The sequence below is a fragment of the Sphingopyxis witflariensis genome (assembly GCF_002205635.1).
Lineage (GTDB): Bacteria > Pseudomonadota > Alphaproteobacteria > Sphingomonadales > Sphingomonadaceae > Sphingopyxis > Sphingopyxis witflariensis.
In genome coordinates, this window is the sequence record NZ_NISJ01000001.1 from 323,656 (window position 1) to 350,327 (window position 26,672).

15 protein-coding genes and 1 pseudogene are annotated in these 26,672 nt (G+C 62.7%); 1 reads left to right on the forward strand and 15 read right to left on the reverse strand.

From position 1 onward, the window contains the following. Positions 1 to 357 precede the first annotated feature (357 nt). The 8 genes and pseudogenes from CDQ91_RS01680 to CDQ91_RS01715 all read right to left on the reverse strand — a co-directional run bounded on the left by CDQ91_RS01680 (position 358) and on the right by CDQ91_RS01715 (position 16,275). A complete protein-coding gene (locus tag CDQ91_RS01680; RefSeq protein WP_088470968.1) occupies positions 358 to 1,716 on the reverse strand; it encodes an HlyD family type I secretion periplasmic adaptor subunit in 1,359 nt (452 codons plus the stop codon). After that, on the reverse strand, positions 1,713 to 3,470 hold the full coding sequence (locus tag CDQ91_RS01685; protein ID WP_088471392.1) for a type I secretion system permease/ATPase: 1,758 nt from the start codon (positions 3,468 to 3,470) through the stop codon (positions 1,713 to 1,715). Before CDQ91_RS01685 ends, CDQ91_RS01680 begins: the two co-directional genes overlap by 4 nt. 77 nt (positions 3,471 to 3,547) lie before the next feature. After that, positions 3,548 to 11,059, reverse strand: coding sequence for a peroxidase family protein (locus CDQ91_RS21190; protein ID WP_158213589.1), 7,512 nt, complete (start codon positions 11,057 to 11,059; stop codon positions 3,548 to 3,550). A 195-nt stretch (positions 11,060 to 11,254) separates the two neighbouring features. Next, positions 11,255 to 12,036 (reverse strand): annotated as a pseudogene (locus tag CDQ91_RS01695) (IS5 family transposase). A gap of 202 nt (positions 12,037 to 12,238) precedes the next feature. Further along, positions 12,239 to 12,964: a response regulator transcription factor gene (locus tag CDQ91_RS01700; RefSeq protein WP_088470969.1), complete on the reverse strand. Its 726-nt coding sequence runs from the start codon at positions 12,962 to 12,964 to the stop codon at positions 12,239 to 12,241. A gap of 174 nt (positions 12,965 to 13,138) precedes the next feature. Next, positions 13,139 to 14,161 carry a sensor histidine kinase gene (locus tag CDQ91_RS01705; RefSeq protein WP_201791846.1) on the reverse strand — a complete coding sequence of 341 codons (1,023 nt, stop codon included), beginning with the start codon at positions 14,159 to 14,161 and terminating at the stop codon, positions 13,139 to 13,141. Continuing rightward, positions 14,161 to 14,838: a response regulator gene (locus tag CDQ91_RS01710; protein ID WP_088470970.1), complete on the reverse strand. Its 678-nt coding sequence runs from the start codon at positions 14,836 to 14,838 to the stop codon at positions 14,161 to 14,163. Before CDQ91_RS01710 ends, CDQ91_RS01705 begins: the two co-directional genes overlap by 1 nt. A 444-nt stretch (positions 14,839 to 15,282) precedes the next feature. Continuing rightward, on the reverse strand, positions 15,283 to 16,275 hold the full coding sequence (locus CDQ91_RS01715; protein WP_088470971.1) for an amidohydrolase family protein: 993 nt from the start codon (positions 16,273 to 16,275) through the stop codon (positions 15,283 to 15,285). Positions 16,276 to 16,460: 185 nt separating this feature from the next. Here CDQ91_RS01715 and CDQ91_RS01720 point away from each other — a divergent pair, with 185 nt between their 5' ends. After that, positions 16,461 to 17,453 (forward strand): LysR family transcriptional regulator, encoded by a 993-nt coding sequence (locus CDQ91_RS01720; RefSeq protein ID WP_088470972.1) that lies wholly within the window; start codon positions 16,461 to 16,463, stop codon positions 17,451 to 17,453. Here CDQ91_RS01720 and CDQ91_RS01725 read toward each other — a convergent pair. The 7 genes from CDQ91_RS01725 to CDQ91_RS01755 form a co-directional block, all read right to left on the reverse strand. Continuing rightward, the gene (locus tag CDQ91_RS01725) at positions 17,405 to 18,796 is read right to left on the reverse strand and encodes an amino acid permease (protein WP_088470973.1); all 1,392 of its coding nucleotides are present in this window, start codon (positions 18,794 to 18,796) and stop codon (positions 17,405 to 17,407) included. The two genes, CDQ91_RS01720 and CDQ91_RS01725, sit on opposite strands and share 49 nt — an antisense overlap. Positions 18,797 to 18,813: 17 nt before the next feature. Next, the gene (gene kynU, locus CDQ91_RS01730) at positions 18,814 to 20,085 is read right to left on the reverse strand and encodes a kynureninase (protein ID WP_088470974.1); all 1,272 of its coding nucleotides are present in this window, start codon (positions 20,083 to 20,085) and stop codon (positions 18,814 to 18,816) included. Next, on the reverse strand, positions 20,075 to 21,517 hold the full coding sequence (locus CDQ91_RS01735) for an aldehyde dehydrogenase family protein (RefSeq protein WP_237245772.1): 1,443 nt from the start codon (positions 21,515 to 21,517) through the stop codon (positions 20,075 to 20,077). Before CDQ91_RS01735 ends, kynU begins: the two co-directional genes overlap by 11 nt. After that, a complete protein-coding gene (locus CDQ91_RS01740) occupies positions 21,514 to 23,142 on the reverse strand; it encodes a thiamine pyrophosphate-binding protein (protein ID WP_088471395.1) in 1,629 nt (542 codons plus the stop codon). Before CDQ91_RS01740 ends, CDQ91_RS01735 begins: the two co-directional genes overlap by 4 nt. 113 nt (positions 23,143 to 23,255) lie before the next feature. Continuing rightward, a complete protein-coding gene (locus CDQ91_RS01745; protein WP_088470975.1) occupies positions 23,256 to 23,939 on the reverse strand; it encodes a fumarylacetoacetate hydrolase family protein in 684 nt (227 codons plus the stop codon). Between the two features lie 13 nt (positions 23,940 to 23,952). After that, complete coding sequence (locus tag CDQ91_RS01750) at positions 23,953 to 24,867, reverse strand: discoidin/SUN/FTP domain-containing protein (RefSeq protein ID WP_088470976.1); 915 nt, start codon at positions 24,865 to 24,867, stop codon at positions 23,953 to 23,955. A 23-nt stretch (positions 24,868 to 24,890) separates the two neighbouring features. Further along, positions 24,891 to 26,651, reverse strand: a complete 1,761-nt coding sequence (locus CDQ91_RS01755; protein ID WP_088470977.1) for an LVIVD repeat-containing protein — start codon at positions 26,649 to 26,651, stop codon at positions 24,891 to 24,893. Between the last annotated feature and the right edge of the window lie 21 nt (positions 26,652 to 26,672).

Consider the following 26,672-nt stretch of genomic DNA (forward strand, 5'->3'; position numbering starts at 1 on the left):
ACGAGGGCCGCCCAAAAAGCACGAATGGCGGGTGATGCTCCCAAGTCTGCGAGCGGCCGTAACTCAAATGGCTGCATAGAGTGAGTCATAGCGTCGGTGTGCCCGAGAACACAGAGGGCACCAACAGCGACGGCTTCCGACCGAATGCGAATTTTCGGCATTTGACCGAAGAATGCAGAGAGCGGACGCGAACAGGTTGCTGCAGCGTTGCGGATTCGGAGTTTCTGACAGGTGTCAGCGTCAGGTTTCCTCTTTCCGACAACTTCAACATATGGGCAGACTCTTCCCCGGGACGGCGGAACATCGCGGACGTATCGAACAGTAAGATCAATGCTATTCGATATGCGAGGTTCGCCTCTAATGTTCCCGGCCGGCCTTCCAAAGAGTTTGCGTAAGCGGCTCCACCAGATATCCTAGCGCGGTCCGCTGGCGCAGCGGCACCATTATCTCGGCTGGCATCCCGGCGCGCAGGCTGCTGTTCCCCCGCAAGACCGCGATCTTTTTCATTTCGGCGGGCGGGACCAGGACTTCGATCTCGAAATATTCCATTCCCGTGCGATTGTCCTCAAAGCTGTCGGCGGAAACCTTGCTGATCTTCCCTTTCAGAATGGGAAGGCTGCGCTCCTGAATGCCCGAAAAGCGCACTTGCGTTGCCATTCCCGGCGAGAGGTCGTCGGCATCATTCGGTGACGCCTTTGCCAGTACGACCAGCGCCTTGTCCTGCGGCACGATTTCCATCAACATCTCACCCGGCGCGACGACGCCGCCCACCGTAAAGACCTTCAGCCCGACGACCCGACCGCTTGACGGGGCCCGCACCACCGATTGCGTCAACCGCTCGCGCGTGGCGAACAGGCGTGGCTGCAATTCATCGAGCCGAACCTGAACCTCGCGAAGCTGGGTCGCGACCTCCTCGAGCATCCGGCGATCGAGGGACACCATCTGTAGGCGGGATTCGCCGATCGCCTCGTGAAGCCGCGCGACGTCGGAACGCAGCGAGCCAAAGTCGCCATCGAGTTGCGCCGAGCTACGCTCCATTGCGCGCAGCCGGTTGGTGGAGACGAAACCGCGCTCGGAAAGCGTGCGTAGCCCCGCCAGTTCTTCATTGATCAATCGCTGCTGAATGCGGTTCGATTCCATCTGGGCGCCATAGCCCCCGATCTGCTGATTATGCTGCGCGATCCGCTGGCCCAACATTCCGCGCTCGGTCCCGCTCGCTCGCTGCCGCGCTTCGAAAAGCAGGCGCTGGCCGCGCATCGCTTCATCGGAAAATACGCGGTCGCCGGCCAGATAGGAAGAAAATTCGGCCGGTTCGGCTATGTGCGAAGAGCCGTCACGCTCGGCAATCAGTCTTGCGCGCTGCGCCAGCAAGGCGGCAATCTCACCGGTCAGACCGCGCTCGGCGGCAACCACGTCGGAAGCGGAGATTTTGAGCAGGATGTCACCGCGACGTACCGCTCCCCCCTCCGCTACCATAAGCGCGGTGACGATGCCGCCGTCCTTATGCTGGACAGCCTGCCGATTGCCCGAAACCGAGACCGACCCTTGGGCAAGCGCCCCGGCATCCAGCGGCGTAATCGCAGCCCAACCGAGAAGTCCGGCAAAAAACGCCCCGGCGATCAAAATGCCCATGCGCAGTTCACGCTTCGGCGAATCAATGGTCTCAATCGGAAGAGGAGCGCCATGCAGATCGTCGTCAAAGCCTGTCGCATTCATGGTTTCACATTCCTCTTCATCTTCACGACATTCGCGGCCGCCATGGCTGCACTGTGCCGCAGCAACTCGAGCACCTCCTCGCGCGGGCCCTGATGCTCGATCATTCCATTCTTCATCACCGCGAGCCGGTCGGCGCAGCGGAGCGCCGACTGCCGATGCGTGACGATCATGATCGCGGCATCGCGCGCCTTTGCCTTTGCAATAGCTTCGCTCAACGCCTCTTCGCCCTGGCTGTCGAGCGACGCGTTGGGTTCGTCGAGGATCAGCAGCTTGGGATCGCCGTAAAGAGCGCGAGCGAGCGCAATGCGCTGGGCCTGTCCGCCCGAAAGAAGCAGGCCGCCGTCGCCGATCCGGGCGTTATAGCCGCCGGGCAGGTGAAGGATCAGGTCGTGAATACCCGCAGCGATCGCGGCACGCGTGACTTGAGCATCGACGTCCGCGGCATGTTCGCCGCGCACCGCCGCAAAGCGCGAAATATTCTCTCCAATGGTGCCGGGCAGCAGCGTCGGCTCCTGCGGCAGATAACCGATATGCGCGGCAAGGCGTTCAGCATCCCAGTCGCCATATTGCGCCTCGTCGATCCGGATTTCACCGCTGTCGGGAGGGATCGCTCCCGCCGCGATACGCGCCAGCGTCGTCTTGCCGGCACCCGACGGGCCGATCACCCCAAGCACCTCACCGGGGATCAGCCAGGTCGATACGCCTCGCAGGATCAGCGCGCTGTTGTCCGCTGTGCGAAGAAGGATATTCGACAGCTGAACATAGCCCTCGGGAGTCGGTAGCGCGACCCGGTCGCCGACGAGATCGTCGGTCGAACGAAACAGCGCCTCGATCGACGCCTTCGCCTGCCGTGCCTGCCCGATTGCCGGCCAAGCCTGCACCATCTGTTCAATTGGCTGAAGCGCACGCGCGAGCAGCACCGAGGCGGCAATGATTGCACCCACAGATATTTCGGCTTTGATAGCAAGCCAGGCCCCTACACCGAGCGAGAGCGATTGCATGAACATACGCGCGAATTTGACGAGACCAGTGTAGCGCGACGCCGTCAGCTGCGTGCGCGCGCTGGCTTCGAGACCGACGCGGCGGTCGCCGATCTGCCGCGCGACGAGCGCCCGCCGCATGCCGAGCGCGCGGACGATCTCAGCCTTGGCAAATATCGCCTCTTGCCCGGCATAAGCAGCCGCCATCGCCTTATGGCTCGCTGCCGCCGACTTTTTGGTCGCGCGTTCATTGAGGAGTGCAAGCCCAAGCAGAACCATGCCCGCCCCGAGGATCATCATCCCGAGCAGCGGATGAATGAGGAAGGCAACAGCAAAATACAGCGGTGTCCAGGGAATATCGAACAAGGCAATCGCCGAAGGGCTGGCGACCGCGCCGCGGAAACTGTCGAAATCGCGCATCGCCTGCGCGGCCGCCGGATCGGCATTGCCCTTGGCGCGCGCGAGCAGACGGTCGAGGATCGGCGTTGCGAGCTGGCGATTGAGCCGCAAGGAGGCGCGCAGCATCAACCGGTTCCGGACCACATCAAGCGCGCTCAGACACGCAATCGCGATGGCGACAATGACCGTGATCCAGAAGAGCGTCAGCACGCCACCGGTCGGAACGACGCGATCATAGACCTGCATCATATAGATCGTAGGCGCGAGATAGAGGATGTTGACGAGCGCACTGAAAACTGCGGCAGCCACAAAATGCTGACGGCAGGCGGCAAATGCCTGCTTGATCGGGTCCGGCATCGCGGGATCTATTTTCATGATCCTGACACTTTCGTTTTCGGTCGCATCCGGGTCGGCCAAGGCCGACCCGGATGCCCCGGGGGAAATACGGAAACTTAGCGGAAATCCCATTCATGACTGACCATCTCCCGGTAGCCATTCGATTCGAACCGCGAATATTCCCACCATGGCGTGACGTCGAAATGAGATGCTCCGGCCCAGCGATCATGGGCCAACTCGGGCAGCCCGGACGCCGAACCCGCGCCGCCCGGGTCGATCGGCTGCGGCGCCGAAACATTCGGCGTCGTTCCACTTCCCAACGGCCCACTCTCCAACGGCAGCGCGCCATCATTCGCCGCGTTGCTGCCTCCTGACGCAAAGACGAACGACGCCTTCTGCATGTCGGCGGCTGAAACGCCATCGAGGCGCAGCACATGTCCATCGAGGCGGACGAGGGTGTCGCTCCCCGACTGGCTGATAACCACGCGGGACGCAAAACTCTGCGCCGTCACGCCAAGGCCGCTGAGGTCTATGAGGTCGTCGCCAAGCGTAAAATCTGCGACCTGATCATCGCCTGAGCCAAAGACGAAAACATCGTCACCGCTGCCACCCGTCATGATGTCATCGCCAGCGCCGCCGTCGATACGGTCATCGCCAGAACCGCCCGACAGCATATCGTCGCCCGCACCGCCCAGCAGCGTGTCATCTCCCGATCCGCCGGACAGAGTGTCGTCGCCGTCACCGCCGTCGAGTTGATCATCACCCGAGCCACCGCTCACCACGTCGTCACCGCCGCGTCCCTGCACGAGATCGTCGCCGGATCCGCCTTTCAGAACATCGCGGGACGCCGTGCCGGTCAGCGCGTCGTCATAGGAAGGCGGCGTAACAACCGCGTCGTCATCGTCATGGTCGTTGCCGTGATCATCCTCATGATCATCATCGTCGTCGTCATGCGCTCCCGGGGCCGACTGGGCGTTCGACAACGAGCCGAAGAAGGTTACGCTGTGGCCCGCGGTGGCAATCGTCGTACTGCCATTGTCATTTTCGGTGGCCGTATAGTCGGCAATGGTTTTTCCGTCGGCCAGTTCGAAGCGGTCTTGCGCACGCATCTCGCCGATGATCACATCATTGCCGCCGTTCGATCGGAAAACAATGCGATGCGCCGACTGGAGCGCGCTGATGTCCACCGTATCGTCGCCCGCGCCGCCATTGATCGTGATGGTGTTCACGGCGAGGCTGGTCGGCGCGAAGTCGCCGATCACCTGGACCGTGTCATTGCCATTGTCGGTGTTGACGATGATCTCCTCGATATTGTCGAGTTCGGCAATGATCGCGGCATTCGTCGTGCCGCCACGCGTGATCACGATTTCGGTGTCGGGATTGCGCACTGTCAGCCCGGCCGCATTCGCCGCGGCACGCGAATAGATGCGATAGGTTTCGGCGACGTTATTCGCCGTGTTGCCGTTGACGACGAACGTGTCGTCGGTCCCCGCACCGCCATCGACGAAATCGCGGCCGTCGCTGTTGTTGTTGCTCGCCGCGGCCGCACTATTGGCGTTCCACAGGATCGTATCATCGCCGCCGCCGGCAAAGACGATGTCGTCGCCGGTGCCAGCGTCGAAGATGTTAGCAGCGTCGCTACCGATAAGGATGTTCGCTGCGTTGGTGCCATCGATCGTGCCCGCGGTATCACGGGTGACATTAACGGTGGCATTGTCGCTGTTGCCGGGCGCTCCGGTCGCCGTATAGGTGAACGAACCACCAGCCCCGCCCGTGGTCGGATCAATGAAGCTGACCGACGTCGCGTTGTTCGCGATGCTCGTCAGGCTGCTGGCACCGCTCACGGCGGTTATGCTGATCGGACTATCCGGATCGACATCGTTCAGCAGCAGCGCCCATTTGGGAACGACAATGCTCGTCCCGCTGATGTTCGTGATGATGCTGTCGCTGTTCGCGTTCACGCCATCATCGACCGCGACGACATTGATCGTCGTTGTCGCAACATTGCTGTCCATGAAGCCGCCGTTGACGGTCACTTCGACCACGCGATCGACCGTGTTCGGATTTTCGGAGGTGTTTTCGAACTCGACCGCCTGGATCGCCGCCCGATAGTTGGCGATCGTTTCCGCACCAGTCAGGATGACGGTGATGCGGCCGGGCACGGATGTGTCCACCTGGCTGTTGATATTGCCCGGCAGATCATTCGGGATGACGAACTGGTCGTCGGCCTGCGCATTGGTCAGCACGATACGCGCCGATACGAGCTGGCCGTCGCTCTCGAAGATGACCGGGCCGCTCGCGATCGCAACCTCGGCATTATTCTCGGTAAAGGTCGTTTCAAAATCCCGCACCGGCGGCATGGTGAAGTCGATCGTGACATCGTCGATGGTCACCACGTCATTGGTCTGGTCCATCGCGCTGGCCACAAAGCGGATCGCGGCGTTGGCGGTAAAGGGTCCGGTCAGGCTGTGCTGATAATCGGTGTCGGGGCCATTGCCGGTTATCGTCCGCAGCGTAACGAAATTCACGCCGTCGGCAGCGAATTGCACCATGACGCTTTCGCCGGTTTCCAGACTGGCGGGGTCTGCCGAGAAGCGCAACGTCGCGGTCACCGCGCCGGCCAAGTCGACAGTCCGGCTGATCTGGGCGCCATCGGCACCGCCGCCGCCAATGAAGCGCAATATGTTGCTGCCGTTGCCACCACCGTCATCAATGCGGATCTGGCCGGTCGTTACCCCGCCCGAATCGCCGCTTTCGATCCAGTCCGGAACCCAGTTCGTCGGCCCATCGCTATTGCCGAAGCTCGCCGACGTGAATTCGTCCTGATACTGCCCGCTGGGAGTTTGCAGCGCAAGCGCCGGCCCTCTCAGATCAACCTCTCCGTCCGTGAACCGCAGCTTTTCAATATTGAACAGCCGGTCGGTGCCGTCGGACAGCGGTCGGTTCTGGATCGTCTCCTCGGGGAGATCCTCGCCATTCTCATCCTCGCCGTCCCCAGGATCGGTGAAGCCGGTATGATCGACCGTGAAGCTGCCGTCGGCATTGCGGGTGATCGTATAGTTCGCCCGCACGTCGGTGTAGACGGCGGTGTCCGTGCTCATATTCGCCAGATCGCCATCGATAAGTTCACGAACGATCGACAGCTGGCTGGGATTAATCTCGCCGGCGACCATGCGCGCGGCGATTTCGGTCATGCTGTCGACGCTGAACGCGGCCCAGCTGTCGCCCTCCTTGGGAGTGACAAGGATGCGGACGTTAAGCCAGCGGTCGCCGTCGATGATGTCGTTGCCGGCTAGGCCCTTGATGGTGTCGTTGCCGCCGCCGCCGAGCAGAATATCGCCAGCCTCCGAGGTGCTGAAGATGATGCGTTCCTGCACGCCATTCTCGTCGAGCACGGGGACGGTCTGCCCGTCGACGACCCTTGTCACCGGAATACCCGCGCCAAGATGCGCGACCAGCGCGCCCAGCCCGTCGATCAGATCGACATTCTTCGCCAGCAGGTCATTCGAATAGGAATCGAGCGGGGAGTTGGGCCCCGGGATCGCGGCTGTGTTCTGCAACTCTCCGCGCGCATTGGTGCTGCGGCTGCGCCCCGTCAGCGTGTCGTCGAGATTCCAGCCTGACAGCCCTTCGACCAGGTCAAAGCGGTCGCGCAGGATGAAGGCTTCCTGCGTCTCGAAGATCGGGATTCCGAGGTCCGAATTGGCCGCCGTGACATCACCCTTGTGGATGCCCCAGTCGAAACCGGCCTGCCCGTTCGAGCGCTGAATGCCGTCATTGTTCTGGAACATGATGTCGTCGCCGGATTCGGCGTCATAATCGGTATCGCCGCTGCCGCCGTTCAGCACATCATGGCCGATGATCGACGAGTTGAAGAAGAGTTCCGAATTCTCGCCGGCCAGCGTGTCGAAGCGTTGACCGCCCTCCAGCCAATCGTCGCCTTCGTTACCGAGCAGGAAGTCGATACCCGTGCCGCCGAGCACGAAGTCATTGCCGGTGCCAGCAAAGGCTTCCTTGCCGTCGGGGCCGGTGATGATGAAATCGCTGCCCTGGTTGCCGAACAGCAGCGACAGGCCAGATCCGCCGTGGATGACGTCGTTGCCTTCATTGCCGTGAAGGAAATCGGCCTCGCCGATGTCGGTGCCGGCGTTGGTGATGATGTCGTCACCCTCGCCGCCGAACACCTTGTCGACGCCGTAACCCGCCTCGATCCGGTCGTTGCCGCCCTTGCCCCAGATGGCGTCATCGCCGCCGCCCGCGACGATATGGTCGGCGTTTTCGGTGCCGCCAACGACGAAATGCTCGTTGCTGTTGATGCGGAGATATTCGGCGACGCCGTCATTGTCGGCATCGACGCGTTCAACCAAACTGGTGAAGTTGCCGATGAAGGGGTCGTCGGTCACCGGATCGGCGCCCAGCTGCTTGCTGATGTCCATTTCCAGCTGCGGCATCTCGAACGCCGAGAAGAGGTTGCCCGGCAGTGCGGTCGAATGATCGTCGCCCAGATCGGTGTTGCGCATCACCAGTTCGGCGAAGCTGTTGTTTTCCAGCTCGTTGAGCAGGTTGAGCCCCTGGGTGCGCGACAGATAATAGAAACGGTCGGCGTCCTGCAGATTTTCCATCGTCATCTGGAACACGAAGCTGAACGTCGAGCCGAGCATGCCGCCGAACGCCATCTTCTTTTCAGCGAGGCCGCCGATCCAGAAGTCGATATCGTTGAGCCCACCGAGCTTCGCATCATTGGCATAGATGCCCTCGGCATTGAGGAAGTCGAGCCGGTCCGCCGGCGCTCCCGCCCCACCGAGCACGAGCAACGTCGCGGCTTCGCGCAATTCTTCGACCGTCTTCGGGTCGTCAGGCGTATTGAGCACCGATTCATGCGTGCCATAGGCGGCGATGAAATTGATGACGGACGCCGGGTTTTTAAGGTTGAGCGCGAAATCGGCCCAGCTTTCATAGGGCTTCAGCAGCGTGTCGCCGGTCGCATCATAGAATGTCTCGCGCGCGGTCTGCAGCGAGGGCATGCCGACGTCGCGGCCACGGGCGAGGTTGATCGTCGCCAGATCGAGCGGGATACCGAGCAGCTGGTTGCGCAGCACGTCGGTAACGAATTCGTCGATCTCGCTGCCCGTCTGCCGGCTCATGCCGCGAATGATCGCGCCTGACGCCTCTTCGGCCGAGCCAAGCGAGTCATACATGACGGGATTCAGGAAGCCGTCGAACAACGAAATGTCGTTCTGAACCGGATTACCGTCCTCATCCATTTCGATGACCGCGATATCCTGCCGCAGCATCGAGTGCCCGAAACGGTAAACGACGTGCGCAAATTCGGCGGCGATGCTGGGGTTGATGTCGGCCGACGGCTCGAACAGGAAGATATCGATATCCGGCTGCATCATGCGGCCGAATTCCTCGAACACCAGATGCTGATACTCCATCTCGTTGGTGAAGCGGCCGACCTGGAACAGGCGTTCTCCGTCCCACACCAGCGTTTCCGAGAGCGTCGCGATCGCCGCCGGATTGCCGCTCGTCAGCATCGCGAACTGCGCATCGGTCAGGTCGGTCAGCAGCCATTCGTTGATGAAGGCGCGGTCCATCGACCCAAGCGTCACATCCTTGGTGTGCTCGACGATGCGGTTATGCTCGGCGTGAAACACCTGATGGACCGCCGTCAGCGCGATATTCTCGTTCGCGCGGCCATCACCGGCGATAAAATGCCGGTCGAGCAACTCATTGTCATAGGCCGTCGGACCGCGCGGACCCTGCGGTCCGGGCGAGCCATCAGCATTGGCATAGCCAAGCGCCGAGTCAGCGTCTGCCTGCAACACACCGCCAACAACGACTGGCGCAGCAGCATGCGCGATGTCGTCGAGGAAAGCATGGCCGGTCAGCACGACGTTCTGAGCGCTGACAGGCGCGGCCGGATTGCCCTCAAGCAGAACGTCGTCGGCGGTGCCCAGCTGGCCATCGGCACCCATGCCGGCGACCAACTGCGGATAGCCGTTCGCGCCGGGGATGAAATTGCCATAAGGATCGGTCGCGATCAGCGGGATGTTGCCGACATTGAGGTCGGTCAGCTCGATCCCCAGCATGGCGCGGGCCTGCGCCTTGATATCGGCCCAGGTCGCGAGACCCCCGTTGCTGCCTTCCAGCAGCAGGCCGCTTGAAACAGGCTTGCCGTCCGGCCCCGGGATATATTCGCGCATGAAGACCTGCTTCGACGCGGAGGAGGAATAGGTCTGGTTCTGGTCGACCCAGGGGGTGGTCAGGTTCTTGGGTCCGGGACCATCGTCGGCGGTGCCGAGGACGCCGTCGACCCCGGGATTCACCGACACGCGGGTGAGCGGGATATAATTCTGGCCGCCGGGAACATAGAGCGGATCATCCTCCGCCAGCGGCACATAGACCGTGCCGTTGCCGCCCTTCGCGACCAGATCGAGGCCGTGATCGAAGAATTGTCCAAAGATCGTCATCCAGCCGTTGAACGGCGACGATAGCCCTTCGTCCGGTGAGACGTTGGGCAGATAGACGGTGTTGCCGTCCATTTCCACGCCATGTTCTGCCAGCGCCGCGTCGAGCGCAGCGCTGGCAGCGTCGTCGGATGCGGCGACCGCCTGCGCATCCGACAACGCAGTCTCGGCTCCGGTCAGTGCGGCCTGCGCCGTCAGAACAGCCGCAGCGGCGGCGGCAGATGCGGCTGCAGACGTGGTCGCAATGGCTTCAAGCGCGTCAGCGGCACTCAGTGTCAGCTGATAAGCAGCCTCGGCCATATTATACGCCTCTTCGGCGGCGGCAAATTCGGGTTGCTGACCATTTGGAATGTTGTCGCCGAGAAGCGCGGTATAAACGGCGAGGTTCGCGTCGCGAACCGCTTGAGCCGGAGCGACCTCCGCCTCGGCGTTCTCAAAGGCGGATTGGTCCGTCGCGGCCTGCGCCGCGATCGTGGCAGCAATGCCCTGAGCCTCGGTCAGCGCCGACTGGGCGGCCGCGACGGCAGCGGCGAGCCCACTGACCGTGCCGTCGGCCACTTCGGCCGCTGCGATGGCGGCATCAAGCGCGTCCCGGGCGGCGACGATCTCGGCAAGCGCGGTCATCAATGGCTGGCCTGACAGTCCGGCATGCGTCAGCGCGGCGGCAATGGCGGCCGGATTCTTCAGCGTCTGGTCGACGATCAAGTTCGAGATGATGCGCGGGTCGGCATCGATCACGGTGCCACTGCCCGGGCCGGGGAGCGACCCGGTGCGGGTACCGGCGTTGGCGTAACTATTATTGGTGTACCAGCTCACCCCCGTGTCGTCGGCCGTACCCATGATGCCGTCGAGGCCCGGTCCGTCAGGAGCGGGGTTGAAATCATAGCGATCGCCATCGGCGTCGTTCATATATTGCGGTGTAAAGATTCCGGGGAAGGACTGGTCCGACGCGCCCCAATTTTCGCGTCCTGGCAGCAGATTATTGTAACTGCCGTCAACGGTCCGCAGGCCGTATGGCAGCAGATGCGCCTGCGCGAACCCGTCATTGCCGTTATCGCCCGCGACCAGCGTGGCGAGGTCGCCGCCTGCAGCGTGCGCCTCCGCGATCTTGATCTGGCTGAGGATGAAAGTCAGGTCGTGTTTTGTCAGCTGCACCATGTCACGTCTCCGGTCTGTCCGTGACGCAGGGCGCAACGGACCGCTCCGCAAAAACATGCGGATGAAAGGTTGAACATTGCGCTGGTGCGGCCCCCCGCCAGCATTGTCGGACATCGCGAATCGAATCGACTCACCCGTACGACTTAAAAACAAGTTAATTTGAAACGGGAGGAAGAGTCGACTGAGCTTTAGTTACTAGGCCGTGTTGACAAAAGACTTCAGCCATAGGCGCGTAGCGGCGAGGTTGAGGAAGCTCTCGAACGAGAGCAGGGTTTTGTCATAGCGGGTTGCGATGCGTCGTTGCTGTTTGAGTTTGCCGAACATGCGCTCGACGCGGTTTCGGTCCTTGTAGCGGCGATAGTCGGGATGCTCTGGCACCTTGCGGTTCGAGCGAGGCGGGATGATCGGCAGGATGCCCCGGGTCAGCAGGCTTTCCCGGAAGTGATCACCATCATAACCCTTGTCCGCGAGCAGCGCCTTGGGCGTGGCGGCGGGGATCGCCATCAGCGGTTCGGCAGCGGTGTAATCGGAAGCCTCGCCGCCGGTGAGGATGAAGCCGACAGGCAGTCCTTGATTGTCGCAGCGGGCGTGGATTTTGCTCGTAAAGCCGCCGCGTGATCGACCAAGAGCGTTCGCACAAGCCCCCCTTTTCCGCCCGCTGCCGAGACATGGCCGCGAACGCTGGTGCTGTCGATCATGTGTTGCCAGTCGTCGGTCAGACCCAGATCGACCAGTGTTTGCAGCAGGGCATCCCAGACACCCTGTTCGGCCCAGCGACGGAAGCGCACATAGACCGAGTTCCACTTGCCGTAGCGCTCGTGCATGTCGCGCCAGGGGCAGCCGACCCGCAGCACGTGAAGCATTCCATTGAGGAAGCGCCGGTTATCGCCCGCCGGCCGCGCCCAGCGACCGCGCTCAGGCGGCAGTAGCGGCCCGATCAGATCCCACTCCGCGTCCGACAAATCCCCGCGACCCATGACTGCCCCTCAAAAAGCAGTCTTGAATCAGAACAAGGCGGGTTTGGGAATCCCTTTTGTCAACACGGCCTAGTCCGATATGGGACTCCATGAGTCTTCATCTCTATAACCACAGTCGAAATGTCTAGTACTTCTGGACATGCTTTGAGCACGCGCGTTTTGCGCACTCAAACGAGCGCGGCAAACATCTGTTTTGGCAATTTCAGCCGAACGCGCGCGTTCTGAAGTCAACGCCGAGCTGACCGCGACTGACTAGCTGGTCGCGCATGGAAGCCGACGCATCGCCGCGGCTCTGAAGCGCAGCGACGGCGCCCACCCGGTTATGCACGCCAAGCAGGCGGAATGCCGCGGCCACATGGACTTTTACCGTACTTTCGGAGATACGCAGCGAGCGGGCAATTTCCTTGTTCGATTTGCCCATCGACATATGCGTCAGCACTTCGCGCTGTCGTTCGGTCAGGCTGGATATCGAGGCCAGGCGCGAGCGATCGGAGCCCTTGTCCAGTGTTTCCACATCGACGTAGCTGACGAGGGGCGGAACATAGACCTGGCCGGCCATGACCTGCCGGAAGGCCTGAAGCATTTCGTCCTGCTCCATATCCTTCGGAATAAAGCCATGCGCACCCTCGTCGATCGCCCGGAGCATCGCGCCGCGGTCGCGCCGCCAATCGACAATTACCAAGCAGAGTTGTGGATAGCGGTGGCGCAATCCGCGAATGCCACCCGGCGCAACCGCGGCCAAGTCGATCCCACCGTCGAGAACCAGCAACCCCAACGCTCCGGTCGCGGCCAGCCAGACTAGAGCCTGATCGGCATCCTCTGCGATCGCAACCTCGACATTCTGAAATTCGCGCCGGATGATGGAAGCGAGACCGCTTCGGCATAGAAGTTGCCGATCCCAAACCAGTGCCCTCGATACAGCGGACAAAATATTTCCCCCAAGTTCATCAACGGTTGCGACCCGCTGTGAACGCCGGATAGCTGCTCCCCATTTTCTATTTATCTGTTGAGCTAGTCCGTCGGAAAGCTCGGCCCCACCGATCCTTCATTTCGCAAGGTAGCGGAATTTGCTGACAGAAAGCTGACGGGTATCGGACTTGTGTCAAATCGTTACATCCGGTTCGAAGTCCAGCTCGATCGATGGCTCGCCGGGATGGCTGCCCATCGCTCCACCATGGACTTCCATGATCCGCGCGACGATCGACAGCCCGAGCCCGGCGCCGCCATAGCTGGCATGCTCGCCGCGCCGGAAGCGATCCGACAAGGCCAGCAGTCTTTCGCGGTCGATGCCGGGTCCACCATCGATCACCCGGATTTTGGCCCCCGGCCCGCGCACGATGGCCACTTCCCCGCCTGTCGCGGTCACCCGGACGGCGTTGTCGACGAGATTGCGAAGCGCCGCGGTCACCGCTTCGACGCGGCCCATGACGGGCGATCCGCCCTCCTCCCGATACGCCAGCGCGACCCCCTTCTGTGCGGCATTGACGGCGCAGAGCTTGATGGCGTCCAGCGCCGGATCTTTCAGATCGATAGGCCGGAAAGGTTGGGGGGCCGCCGCATAAGCGTCGAGTTGAGCCAGCACCAGCAACTGCTCGATCAGGCGGTTCATCGCCGCAAGGTCATCGATAACCCTATCAGCTTCAGCGCTCTTTAGCCTCCCGAGTTCGAGCATCGCGACCGCCAGTGGGGTCTTGAGTTCATGCGCCACATCGGCGGCGAAGCCTTCCTGACGCCGCGCCGCATCATCGAGCCGCGACAGCAGCGCATTGACGGCGTCCGCAAAAGAAAGAGCCTCGGTCGGAAAGTCCGCAAGCGTCACGCGGAAACCACGTTCGCGGCCCGTTGCCTGATGGATGCGCTCGGCCGCCTCATGCAGTGGCTCAAGCGCCCGGCCGATCAGCCACCGCGTCGCCACCGCCAGCGGAACCAGCAAGACGATGATCGGGAAAATGACGTGATCGATCACCTCATGCGCGATTCCGATATGGCCGTAAGTTTCGCGGATATCGGTCCGCAGCAGTTCGAAATCGACCACAAGAAAGACGGCGAGTATGATACTCCCCGCGACGGCCATCCAGGCAAAGCCTGTTCGCAGTTCGTCGATGATCGACCGTTCGCGCGCCATCAGTCTCGGGGCTCAATCATCAGATAGCCGACCCCGCGCAGCGTCACCAGCTGATCATGCACGCCCAGGTTCGCGAGCTTTTTCCTGACCCGCGAGACCAGCACCTCGATCGCATTGGGGGTCACAGGGTCGTCAAAGGAATAGAGCGACGCCTCGATCTGGTCGCGGCTCACCACACTCCCCGCCCGGATCATCATCAGTTCCAACAGCGCCGCTTCGCGCTGGCTGAGATGCAGCGGCTGGCCGCGGCAGGTGCCGGCGCGCGCAATCGTGTCAAAAACAATCTGCCCGATGGACAGAACCGCGCTCAAATGCGCCCCCGGCCGACGAAGCAGCGCGCGTACCCGCGCCGCGAGTTCTTCGATCGCGAAGGGCTTGATCAGATAATCATCGGCGCCCGCATCGAGACCGTCCACACGATCCCCGAGGGCCGAACGCGCGGTCAGCATGATCACCGGAGTGACGAGCCCGTGCGCCCGCGCGGCCACCAGCCACGCGCGCCCGTCACCGTCAGGCATGCCAAGGTCGAGCACCACAATGTCATAACTCGTCGCGGAAAGCAGCTCTCCCGCTTCCAGCAGCGTCGGCGCCACGTCAGAGCAGAAACCCATCACGCCAAGCCCTTCGGCGGTCAAAGCGCCGATCCTGGCATTGTCCTCGACGATGAGTATGCGCACCGCGTCCCCCTGCCGGGATAGCAGCACCCCTCCTCGCTTCGGTCAAGCGCGCCGACCTAATCCTTATGGCTTAATCCCATAGGCCAGTGGACGAACCGGCCCGATCACGCTTGAATTGTCGCAGCAAGAGCGGCAATTGTCGCAATGGGGTCGGAAATGGGGGAATGATGCGCAAAGACGCCTGGTTTCTGGGTGCTCTCGCCTTGCTGTCGCTGCTTTGGCTCGTGCTCCACGCTTTCAACATCCTCTAAAACGCGCACCTCCCTGAAAAATCCGAAGCCGCTTTTGGACGCTCTTTGAGCATGGCCCCACGTCCGACAAGGGGCGAAAAACTAGCAATTCTTCAGTCAACATGAAGGTTCAAACAGCTACCTTCAGCGAGTTATAACTTCGGTGTCCTCGCGAAGGCCGGGATGACGATTCAGGATCGGTGGTTGGCTTGGGCTAAAGGTTCAGAAACGCCTTCGCATTGCCGCTGAGGATTTTCGCCTTCTGCGCGCCCGACAGGCCGTCGTGCCCACGCACGAGCGAGCCGATATCCTGCTCGCCCAGCGGGAAAGGATGGTCGGAGCCGAGCAGGACACGATCCTCGCCCATCACGTCGATCAGCAGGCTGAGCGCGCGCGGATCGAACACCGCTGAATCGACAAAGAAACGATCGACATAGGTCGAAGGCGGATGCGGGCAATCGACGCGCACAATGTCACGATGCTTCCAGGCGTTCTCAACGCGACCGAGCAAGAAGGCAAAGCTGCCGCCGCCATGACCGAAGCAGATGCGCAGGTTTTTCGGCAGGCGCTCGAACGCTCCCGACAGGATCAGCGACAGGATCGACAACTGGGTTTCCGCGGGCATCGCGACCAGCCAAGGCAGCATATATTTGGGCATGCGCTCGCGCGCCATCATATCCCAGGGGTGGATCAGCACTGCGGCGCCAACGTCGGCGCAATGGGTGAGGAAGGTCAAAATGCCTTCGTCGTCGAGGTTGCGCAGCCCCATATGATTGCCAATCTGGACGCCCAGATGGCCGGTCGCCATCGCACGACTGACCTCGGCGCACGACATGTCGATGTCCTGCAACGGCACCTGCGCCAGCGCCTTCATCCGGTGCGGGGCATATCCGCAAAAGGCGAGCGCTTCGTCATTGAAACGCTGGGCGCTGTCGAGCGCGTCCGCCGGCGGGCGGTTGTAACCGAACATGATCGGGGTCGCGCAGAGTATTTGCAGGTCAATGCCCTGCTCATCGAGCGCCTCGACACGCCGCGCCGGATCCCAGAGGATATCCTCGACGGGGCGAAACTCCTTCGCCCCCTGCATGATGAAGCCCTTGCCGCCCCCCGCTTCGCGAAGCCACGGCAGGCCTTCGGCCTCTGCCCGTGCGCGATACGCAGCGTCCATCGCGGGGAAAAAATGGCTGTGCATGTCGATGACAGCCATTTGCTGTGAAGCCTCTATTGTCATGACTTTCGCCGCACCCCTGTTCAATCATCATGCCCACAGCCGCTTTTGGCGTGTGGGCCATGAGGTTGAGTAACCGGGGTCAGCTATCAACAATAATCCCGAGACTTGCCCTCGCTATTATAAAAAGGTTATAGCCCTCCCAACGCGGACGGGGGAGCATCATGCCAAAATTTCACGACAACTTCCTGCTAGGCCGGTTGAAGCTGCGCCAGTTGCGCCTGCTCACCGCGATCGCCGACGAGGGCACGGTGCTGAAGGGATCGCAGGCGCTGAACATCGCACAGCCCGCCGCGACCAAGAGCATCAAGGAACTCGAAGACGCGCTGGGCGTCCAGCTGTTCGACCGGTCGTCGCGCGGGGTGACTCCGACCGATTTCGGCAAGGTGATGATCAAACATGCCAAGCTGATCCTGACCCAGCTGCGTCATGCGGGCGAGGAGCTCCAGTCGCTCGAAGAGGGACTGTCGGGCCGCGTCCATGTCGGGACATTGCTCGCCGCATCGACGTCGCTGCTTCCGCGCGCGCTTGCACGCCTGCGCGAACAGCGCCCCGGGATCGCGGTGACGGTGGCCGAAGGCACGATCGACCGCCTGATGCCTGCCCTCCGTACCGGCGATATCGATGTCGTGCTGGGGCGCCTGCCCGAATATCGCGAGCGCGAAGGCCTGGCGCAGGAAGTGCTGTATCTCGATACCGTGTCGATCATGGTGCGCGAAGATCATCCGCTGGCCCAGCGCGCGGAGTTGACGCTCGCCGATCTGGTCGATCAGGCATGGATCATGCCCCCCACCCAGACGTCGCTGCGCCGCCAGATCGACCATGCGTTTCGCCACGAGGAACTCGAGCCGCCGCGCGACGTCATCGAATCGGTGTCGATCCTGACCAACCATGCGCTGCTACGGAGCACCGACATGCTCGCCGCGATGCCGCATCAGGTGGGGATCGGTCAGGCGGGACTGGTCGCGCTACCGGTCACGCTGGAGGGCGCGAACTCGCGCATCGGCGCAACGACCCACGCGAATGTCGAGATGTCAGCGGCGGTCCGCTATTTCATGGGGGTGATCCATGAAATAGCGGCCGAGATCCGCGCTGAAATGGAGCAGGATCAGGAAGCGGCGGTCGATCCGCGCGAAACGCGGCGCCAGACCAGATAGGCGATCGAGATAACGACCAGCCACGGCACCCCGGCGATCACCGCCGTCTGCCAAAAGTCGGTATCGAGCGCCATCGTCACCGTGATCGCGGCGAGCAGCACCAGCCCCAATATCTGGGCATAGGGGAAAAAGGGCATCCGCACCGGCAGGTCCGCGCCATGATGATGGCGGCGGAAGCGAAGGTGGCTGACAAGGATGGTGCTCCACACCAAAAGCCCGCCAAAAAGCACGATCCCGAACAGATAATTATAGGCGAGCGGGGTCAGGATCGACACCGAGGCAGCAGCAAGGATTCCGACGCCGGTAACGATCGTCGCCCGCATCGGCACCTTTTGCGCATTAAGTTCGCCAAGGGCCCGGGGCGCATAGCCACCGCGCGCGAGCGAGAAGAGCATGCGCGAGCCGAGGTAGATGCTGGTGTTCATCGCTGACAGCGCCGCCGTGGCGACGACGAAATTCATGATCCCCGCCGCATAGGGAATCCCAGCACTTGCGAACATTTTCACGAACGGGCTTTCGGTGACGACCTTCGCCCCGGTCTCGGTCCACGGCATGAAGGCAATGATGATGAACAGCGCGAGGATGTAGAAAATGAAGAGGCGCGCGGCCATCGTGCGCAGCGCCGCGGGGATCGCGGTCTTCGGATCCTTCGCCTCGCTCGCGGTGCCGACCACGAACTCCAGCCCCATGAAGGAGAATAGCGCCATCAACACCGCCATCCAGACCCCCGAAAAGCCGTTGGGCAGGAAGCCGCCGGCCAGACCGGTGACATTGTGAAGGCCAATCGGGTCGCCAACGACGCCGAAAATCCGGCTGAGGCCAACAATGATAAAGCCGATGATCGCCGACACCTTGATCACGGTCAGCCAATATTCGACCGACCCAAAATTATGCACCGCGCGCGTGTTCACCCAGACGACGACCGCGGCGCTGCCGATAGCCCACATCCACACCGGCGTATCGGGATACCACCAGCTCATATAAATGCCGACCGCGACCGCCTCGCTGCCGATCAGCAACACCTGCTGGATCCAGTAGGTATAGCGGACGATAAAACCCATCATCGGACCGAGATAGATTTCGGCATAGGTGCCGAATGATCCGGCGGTCGGGTGGACGACCGCCATTTCGGACAGGCTGAACACCATGATCACCGCGATCAGTGCCGCGATCCCAAAGCTGATGAGGACGGCAGGCCCCGCATAGCCGATCGCGATTCCTGACCCCATGAACAGGCCGGTGCCGATCGCGCCGCCGAGGCCAATCATCGTGATCTGCGCCTTGGTCAGCCCGCGTTCGAGGCCCGCCTCGCGGTCCAGATAGGCTTGTTCGTCCATCGCCATTCCCCCTCGCCCTTCGCTCAAGTGACCGCTTCGCGCGCCTGATGCTCGGGTTGCTTCCAGATTTCGCCGTCCATGATCGCCACCAACCGTTCGACCGCATCCCAGACGTCGGCATAGCCGACATAGAGCGGGGTGAAGCCGAAACGAACCGTGTCGGGCGCGCGAAAATCACCGATCACGCCGGCAGCAATCAGCGCGCGCATGATCGGATAGCCGTCGGCGTGCGCAAAGGAAACCTGGCTGCCGCGCGCCGCGGCATCGCGCGGCGATGCCAGCGTGAAACCGTGACCGGCGCAGCGCTGTTCGACGAGGTGGATGAAAAGATCGGTCAGCGCCATCGACTTGGCGCGGATAGCCGTCATGTCGGCCGACAGGTGAATATCGAGTCCGATTTCGGCGAGCGTCATCGACAGAATGGGCTGGGTGCCGATCAGGAACTGGCGCAGTCCCGCTTGCGGGCGATAGCCGGGTTCGAAGGCGAAGGGCGCGGCATGCCCCCACCAGCCGGTCACCGGCTGATGCGCCGCACCCTGATGCCGTTTCGCCGCAAACAGGAAAGCGGGCGAGCCGGGACCGCCGTTCAGATATTTATAGGTGCAACCGACCGCGAAATCGGCATTGCAGCCACCCAGGTCGACCGGCATCGCGCCCGCGCTGTGGCACAGATCCCAGATCGCGAGCGCCCCCGCGGCCTGCGCGCGCTCGGTGATCGCCGCCATGTCGTGGACATGCCCGCTCTTGTAATGGACATGGGTGATCGCGACCGCGATCGTGTCTTCGTCGATCGCGTCGGCGATCTCTTCCTTTTCGCACAAGCGCACCGTGACGCGCCCACCGGTCGCCGCGGCGACGCCTTCGGCGATATAATTGTTGGTCGGGAAATTGCTGCCTTCGAGGATCAGCACGCTGCGATCGGGGCGCATCGCGACCGCCGCCGACAGGACCTTGAACAGATTCTGGCTGGTCGAATCGCAGACGATGACCTCACCCCCCCCGGCGCCGATGAGGGGCGCTAGCTTGTCGCCGAGCCGCACAGGCAGATCGAACCAGCCGGCGCTGTTCCAGCTCTTGATGAGGTCGGTGCCCCATTCGCGCGTCACCACATCATGCGCGCGGGCGCTCGCTGCCTTGGGCATTGCGCCGAGCGAATTGCCGTCGAGATAGATCATCCCTTCGGGCAGTACGAACTGGTCACGCAGGCTGGCCAGCGTGTCGGCGCGGTCCATCGCCTCGCACCAGGCGCGGTCGGGGGTTTCGGGAAGCTCTATTCGGATCACGTCACGCGTCATGGAAACATACTACCTTCGTCTGGGACATTTCGCGCATCGCAAAACGCACGCCCTCGCGCCCCATATTGCCCCGCCCGGCGCCGCCAAAAGGCATGGCGTCGAGGCGGTAATCGGTCGAATCATTGATCATCACCCCGGCAACGCGCAGCCGCCGCGCGGCGTGTCGTGCATGGCGGAGCGATTCGGTGAAGATCGCGGCGTGGATGGCGTAGTCGGCGCGATTGGCGGCGCCGATGGCTTCGTCTAGATCGGTGAAACGAAACAGGCTGACCACCGGGCCAAAGGCTTCATGACAGGCGACTCGCGCATCTTCGGGAACATCGGCGAGCAAGGTCGGCCGGACCAGTGTGCCGGCGCGTTCGCCGCCGGCCAGCAGCGTCGCGCCCTGTGCAACCGCCTCCTCTGTCCAGTGGACAATGCGCTCGGCCTGCTGCGGACAGATCATCGGGCCGATATCAGTCGCGGGGTCCATCGGATCGCCAACGCGCAAGGCATTGGTCGCCGCGACGATCGCATCGCGGAAAGCGTCATGAACGGTGTCATGGACGTAAATGCGCTGGACCCCGATGCAATTCTGTCCCGCCGCCCCGAAGGCACCCGCCGCGCAAGCTTTTGCCGCCTTGTCGATGTCGGCATCGTCCATCACGATCACCGGGCCATTGCCGCCCAATTCCATCGCGACGCGCTTGATCCCCGCCGAGCGACAAATCGCCTGCCCCACATTCGCACCGCCGGTAAAGCTGACCATCGCCACGTCGCGATGGCTGGTGAGCGCATCGCCGAAATCGCGCCCGTGCCCGGTCAAAAGATTAAGCGCGCCATCGGGCAGCCCTGCCGCGAGCATCAGCCGCGCGAGCATGATCGCAACGAGCGGCGCCTGTTCGGCGGGCTTGAGCACCACGGCATTTCCCGCCGCAAAGGCGGGACCGATCTTGTGACAGATCAGGTTCAGCGGATCGTTGAACGGGGTGATCGCCGCGATTACCCCCAGCGGTTCGTGCAAATAATGGCCCGATCGCGCCTCGCCGCCCGGGAAGCTGTCGAAAGCAATCGTCTCGCCCGCCAGCCGCGTGGCTTCTTCAGCCGACAGCCGCAGCGTGTTCACCGCGCGCGCGACCTCACGCGTTGCGGAACGGATCGGCTTACCGGTTTCCGCGGTGATCGCGGCGGAGAAGCGGCCCGCCTCGCTTTCGAGCGCCGATGCGGCACAACGCAGGATACGCGCACGCTCCCCGGTCGACAGGTCAGCCATCGCGGCGGCGCCTGTCAGCCCACTCGCAACCGCGCGTTCGACATGGGACGCATCGGCGCACGCCACCTCACCCAGCGCTTCGCCCGAGAAGGGATTGGTCACCGCCATCGTCGCGGCCGCGCCCTCCCAGCGCCCGCCGATCAACAGCGACCGGCCGGCGTCGAACGGGACATGGATCACGGCTTGTCCTTGCGCAGCACGAGCGTGTCATATTCGCGGCTGTCGAGCAGCGCTTCCACGATCACCGGCCCGTCGGCGGCAAAACCCGCCTCCAACGCGGCTCGGAACTCGGCGGGGTCGCGCGCGACCGTCACCGGAACGCCGAAGATCGACGGCCCGCCGATCGTCCCCTCGGCGCGCACGGGCGTGCCATAGATCGGGTTCGATTTCTTTTCCTGCTTGATACGGATCAGCGCGAGATCATTGTCGGTGAAGATGACGATCACCATGCGCAGCTTCTCGCGCACCGCGGTCGCCAGTTCGCCTGCGGTCATCAGAAAGCCGCCATCACCGAGGACGCAGCAGACCGGCGTGTCAGGGCGACACAGCTTTGCGGCGATCGCGGCGGGAAGGCCAAAGCCCATCGCCGACCAGCCGTTGGTCATGATCTGCGTTCCCGGTGCCGGGGTGCGCCAATGCTGGCCGATCAGATGCGTATGCGCGCCGACGTCGCAGGTCATGATGCCGTCGTCCGGCAGCACATCGCGCAGTACGTCGAGCGCGGCGCGCGGGCCAAAGGGACCGTTGCTGCCGGCCAGCCGCGCGAACATGTCGGCCTTGCGCGCCGCCAGCGCCGCAAGATCCCAGCCCTTGGCCGCTGCGGGAAGTGCGAGCAACGCATCGAGGGCGGGAGCGATGGCGCCGACGGTCTCGGCCGCTACCGGATGCACAGTGCGATCGATGTCCGCGGCGACGATATCAATGTTAGCGAGCGCAAGGCCATCACGCATCCAGCCCTCAAAGTTGAACTCGATCGGATCATAGCCGACCGCGACGACCAGATCGGCTTCGGCATGGGTCAGTCCGACGAGGTCGGAAAGCGCATGGAACAGCACGCCCGCATAATTGGGGTGTATCTCCGCGACCATGCCCTTCGCCATCGGGGTCAACAGCACCGGCAGGCCGAAACGCTCCGCAAGCGCCAGAATCTCATTTTGTACGCCCGCATGAACGGCACCCAGGCCGATCGCGAGGACCGGCTTTTCGGCGGCGGCAAAGGCGGCAACCAGTGCGTCGAGATCGGCGGCGGCAGGCGCCGGAATCGGATCGGCGGCGACCGGCGCAATATGCACGGCATCGACCGCGACACCGCTCATCCCCTGCGGCAGGCCGACATGCACCGCGCCCGGGCGGCCAGACAGCGCAATCCGCGCAGCTTCGGCCAGCGTATCGACGGCGGTATCGGGCTCGATCCGCATCGTCGCCTTGGTCAGCGGCGCGAACAAGGCCTGATGGTCGATCCCCATCTGCACCGTCCGGCCGCGCAGGGCGGCGGGCATTTCGTCGGTCAGCGCGATCATCGGCGAGCGATCGAGCGTCGCACCGCCGACCCCGGTGGCGAGGTTGGTCGCACCCGGTCCAAATGTGCCAAAACAAACGCCCGGCACGCCGGTCAGCCGCCCGCAAATATCGGCCATAAACCCGGCACCGCCTTCATGGCTCGCCAGCACGAAGTCGATGCCGTCGGTGGTGCGGATCGCTTCCATATAATCGACCCAGCCGCCGCTCGGCACGCCGAAGACATGGCGCACCCCCATGTCGCGAAGCGCCCCGATCACATTGCGGGCAACATTGGTCGATTTCATCCAGGAATCCTTCATCAAAGGCCATCAGCCGCGACTGGCCTAAGCCGGCCAGTCATAAACAAATAATACCAAATGTCCGACTTGATATGGCTATGAAGTTATATCGAACACCGTCAGGCGAAACGGTTGGCGATCGCCCCGATCCCTTCGATACCGCCCTCGACGAGATCGCCCGCGACAATGCGCCCGACGCCCGCCGGGGTGCCGGTGTAGATCAGGTCGCCGGGCTGCAATTCGACGTAGGTCGACAATTCGGCGATGATATCGGCGACCGGCCAGATCATGTCGGTGATGTCACCGTCCTGACGGATCGCGCCATTGATCGACAGCCAGATGCGCGCGGCCGACGGATGACCGATTTCGGCTGCGGGCCGGATCGGCGACAATATGGCGCTGCGATCGAAGCCCTTCGCCATGTCCCACGGACGGGCGGTCGCCTTGGCATCGGCCTGCAGGTCACGGCGGGTCAGGTCGTTGCCTACCGCATAACCAAACACCGCTGCCTGCGCGTCATCGAGGGCGATGTTCGCGCCGCCCTTGCCGATCGCGACGACCAGCTCAATCTCGTGATGCAGGTTGGCGGTGCGCGGCGGCATGACAATTTCCGCCGTTCCCGGAACCACCGCATCGGCAGGCTTCGAGAAAAAGAAGGGCGGCTCACGTTCGGGGTCGCCGCCCATTTCGCGCGCATGATCGGCGTAATTCTTGCCGACGCAGAATATACGCCGAATAGGAAAACGCTGGGCGCTTCCGGCGATTTCAGCAGTCGGTGCGGCGACGGAAAAAAGGTCGATCATAACTTCCTCTCGATCAGGCAGGCGGATAAAGAGCGGCCTGGCATTTGCCATCAGCGCCTTCTAGCCCCTTTTCGCGGGTAGCGTTCCACGGGCTGCCCATTTTGTCTTCCGGCTGATACCAGAAACCATAGAGCTTGCCGTTCGCGGCGACCAGCGTCGCCGAACCGATGCTGCCCTCTTCCTTCGAGAACCAGGCGAGCCGCATGATCCGGCCAAAGATCGTACCACGCAGCGTGCCGAGGCCATTGTTGTAGCAGCCCCAGACATCCTGGCCCTTTTGCCGCAACGCGATCGGACCATATTCATGGGCATAGACGCCGCTGACTTCGGCGACACCCGCCGCGCCGCGCTGTTCGAGTTCACCGATAACCGCAAGGTCCGACAGGCGGGTTGCGCCGCTGCCCGCCCAATTGCTGTCGACGCGCAGCCGTAGCCAGCGCGCGGTGGTTTCCTTGGGCAGATTCACGACCGTCTGCGCGTCGGCCTTTGCCTCGCCTTCCACCAATGTTTCGAACGGCCCCTCGGGCCCGGTGGTCGATCCCAGCAGCGCGAAGCGCCGGACCGGCGACCCTTCGGCGGTCTGCGACATCGACCCGTCCTCGCGCACCACCGGCTCGAACCGGCTATCGATCGCGACCGCGCGCACCTTGCCATTGCCCGCGAGTTCAAAGTTCAGTGTGTGGGGAAAGGCGATGTCCTTCGGCGACAGCCAGCCATAGGCCGGACCTCCGTCGACAAGATTAATCGCCCAGGTCGACCAATGCCGCTTCGCTTCATCGCGATCAGCTTCGGCGATCCCGCCCCAGCTGATATGAAGGATATTGGCCCCGGCAGGTTCAGCCGCTTTTTCCGCCGCCTTTTTCGCGGGCGCGCCCGAGCAACCGGCGAGGAGCAACGCTCCCGCCAACGCAAACTTCCATTCGTGCATATGTTCAGTCCTTCAGGATGGGCCTAGCGCCGCTCGGGCCAGACCTTCGTGGGCGCGGTGAGGCGCGGTTTACCAAGCAAGGGGGACGACAGCGCGTAGACGCCGTTGACCGAAAAGGCCCAGATGATGTTGCGGTCATATTCAGTGAAAACCGCGAAGGTCGAATTGCCGAACGTATATTCGGGCAGTTCGTCCTTGGTCGGAAAGCGCGGGACGAAATAGCCCGCGATCGTCGGCTTCGCCGGATCTTTCACGTCGAAAATCTGGATGCCGGCATTGTAGAAGGCATAGACAGCAAGGCCCTGTCGGCCGCCTTCGGGCTGCCCCAGCCCGCCCGACCGTTTCGGCCCGAAGCTGCCGCGACGCTGGCAAAAATCGGTGAAGGACGCGCCGGGCGGCGGGGTCGGGCGCGGGAATTTCGCCGCGACCCGCGGATTGGCCGGATCGCGCACGTCGATCGAATAAATATCCTTGAACGGCTCGTAACAATTCTCGTTCATCGGATAGCCGTTCGAGAAGACGAAGCCGGTGCGATCATATTGGCTGACGTCGATATTGTCGAACTCGGTCCCGGCATAGCTTGGCGGGACGCTGAGATGGCCCAGGGTGCGCGGCTGGGCCGGATCGCTGAGGTCGAAGCTATAGAAGCCAAGGCCGCCCATACCGCCGAAACCAATTTTTCCGCCCTCCTCGACCGGCTTGGTCAGCACGATCGGGGTGCGCGATCCCATCCAGCTCGTCCGGTTGCCCGCGCGCGGATTGGCGAGATAGGTGGCCTCGCTGGCCTTGTCGCCGAGCTGCTGCCCCGGCACGCTGATCTGCGAGACGAATTTCGGGTTCGCGGGGTCTTCCATGTCCCAGACCTGATAGCCGGGCGAATAGAGATAATCGGGATATTCGGTCAGCCCGTAGCTGTCATCGGGTGCGGCGGACAGCAGCATATATTTGCCACCCCACCAGGTCGCGCCGTCGAGCGCGCCCGAGCCCTGTTGCTGTCCGATCGGCGCGTCGGGATGCTGGATATCGGTCGTGCGCGTCGCGATCAAATCCCACTTGTCGGGGGTCGGGCCGTTCATCACGAAGACCTTGAAGCCCTTGAGCGAATTATAGTGCCGCTGCGCTTCGACCTTGTCGGGCTGGCGCCTTTTGTCGTCCATCAGCCCGAAGCGGCCGATCTCGTAGGAAGCGATGAGGACGTTCCGCTGAAGCTTCTTGTTCCACGCGATGGTGACCCCGCCGAAATAGTCGGTGACCTCCGAGGCGTCCCAATCTTCGCTCGAGCCCTTGGCATTCCACACACCGCCCTGCGACCAGACGATCTTCGCCTTGCGCGGATCGGTGACGTCCATGATCCGCAGATAATCGCGGTCGTGGGTATAAAGATAACGCCTGCCGTCAAAGTCGACGACACTGGCCCATGCGTGCCAGGGTGAGGTGACCGCGGGATAGAAAGCGACGACATCGACATTCTTCGCGTAGCTATTCTGGTCCCAATGATCGAGCTGCCCCGGAAAGGACGGCGCGCTCGTGGTCAGCGGCGTCGCGACGGGATGTCGGAAAGCCCCGGTTGCCGGGTCGATGCCATAATCAACCCCCGGCACCGGCGGCGCTGGCGGGTTTTCGGGGGTTAAATCCTGCCACGCCTTAAGCCATGGATCGACGACGTTGATCGGCGCGGCATCATGCCCGCCCTCCCCGCTGCTCGCGGCGGTCGGCGCCGTCGCATGGAGCAGGGCGGCGGCAATAATGCCCCCGCCTGCCATGAACCTGAAGCTGCGTTTCATTGGCGATCCCCTTATTCTCGA

Bases quoted from the DNA above. Each gene is read 5' to 3' on its own strand.
- CDQ91_RS01685 (WP_088471392.1), bottom strand. From the start codon at position 3,470: ATGAAAATAGATCCCGCGATGCCGGACCCGATCAAGCAGGCATTTGCC.
- CDQ91_RS01715 (WP_088470971.1), bottom strand. From the start codon at position 16,275: ATGGCTGTCATCGACATGCACAGCCATTTTTTCCCCGCGATGGACGCT.
- CDQ91_RS01755 (WP_088470977.1), bottom strand. From the start codon at position 26,651: ATGAAACGCAGCTTCAGGTTCATGGCAGGCGGGGGCATTATTGCCGCC.
- CDQ91_RS01750 (WP_088470976.1), bottom strand. From the start codon at position 24,867: ATGCACGAATGGAAGTTTGCGTTGGCGGGAGCGTTGCTCCTCGCCGGT.
- CDQ91_RS01720 (WP_088470972.1), top strand. From the start codon at position 16,461: ATGCCAAAATTTCACGACAACTTCCTGCTAGGCCGGTTGAAGCTGCGC.
- CDQ91_RS01745 (WP_088470975.1), bottom strand. From the start codon at position 23,939: ATGATCGACCTTTTTTCCGTCGCCGCACCGACTGCTGAAATCGCCGGA.
- CDQ91_RS01680 (WP_088470968.1), bottom strand. From the start codon at position 1,716: ATGAATGCGACAGGCTTTGACGACGATCTGCATGGCGCTCCTCTTCCG.
- CDQ91_RS01705 (WP_201791846.1), bottom strand. From the start codon at position 14,161: ATGGCGCGCGAACGGTCGATCATCGACGAACTGCGAACAGGCTTTGCC.
- CDQ91_RS01740 (WP_088471395.1), bottom strand. From the start codon at position 23,142: ATGAAATCGACCAATGTTGCCCGCAATGTGATCGGGGCGCTTCGCGAC.
- CDQ91_RS21190 (WP_158213589.1), bottom strand. From the start codon at position 11,059: ATGGTGCAGCTGACAAAACACGACCTGACTTTCATCCTCAGCCAGATC.
- CDQ91_RS01725 (WP_088470973.1), bottom strand. From the start codon at position 18,796: ATGGCGATGGACGAACAAGCCTATCTGGACCGCGAGGCGGGCCTCGAA.
- kynU (WP_088470974.1), bottom strand. From the start codon at position 20,085: ATGACGCGTGACGTGATCCGAATAGAGCTTCCCGAAACCCCCGACCGC.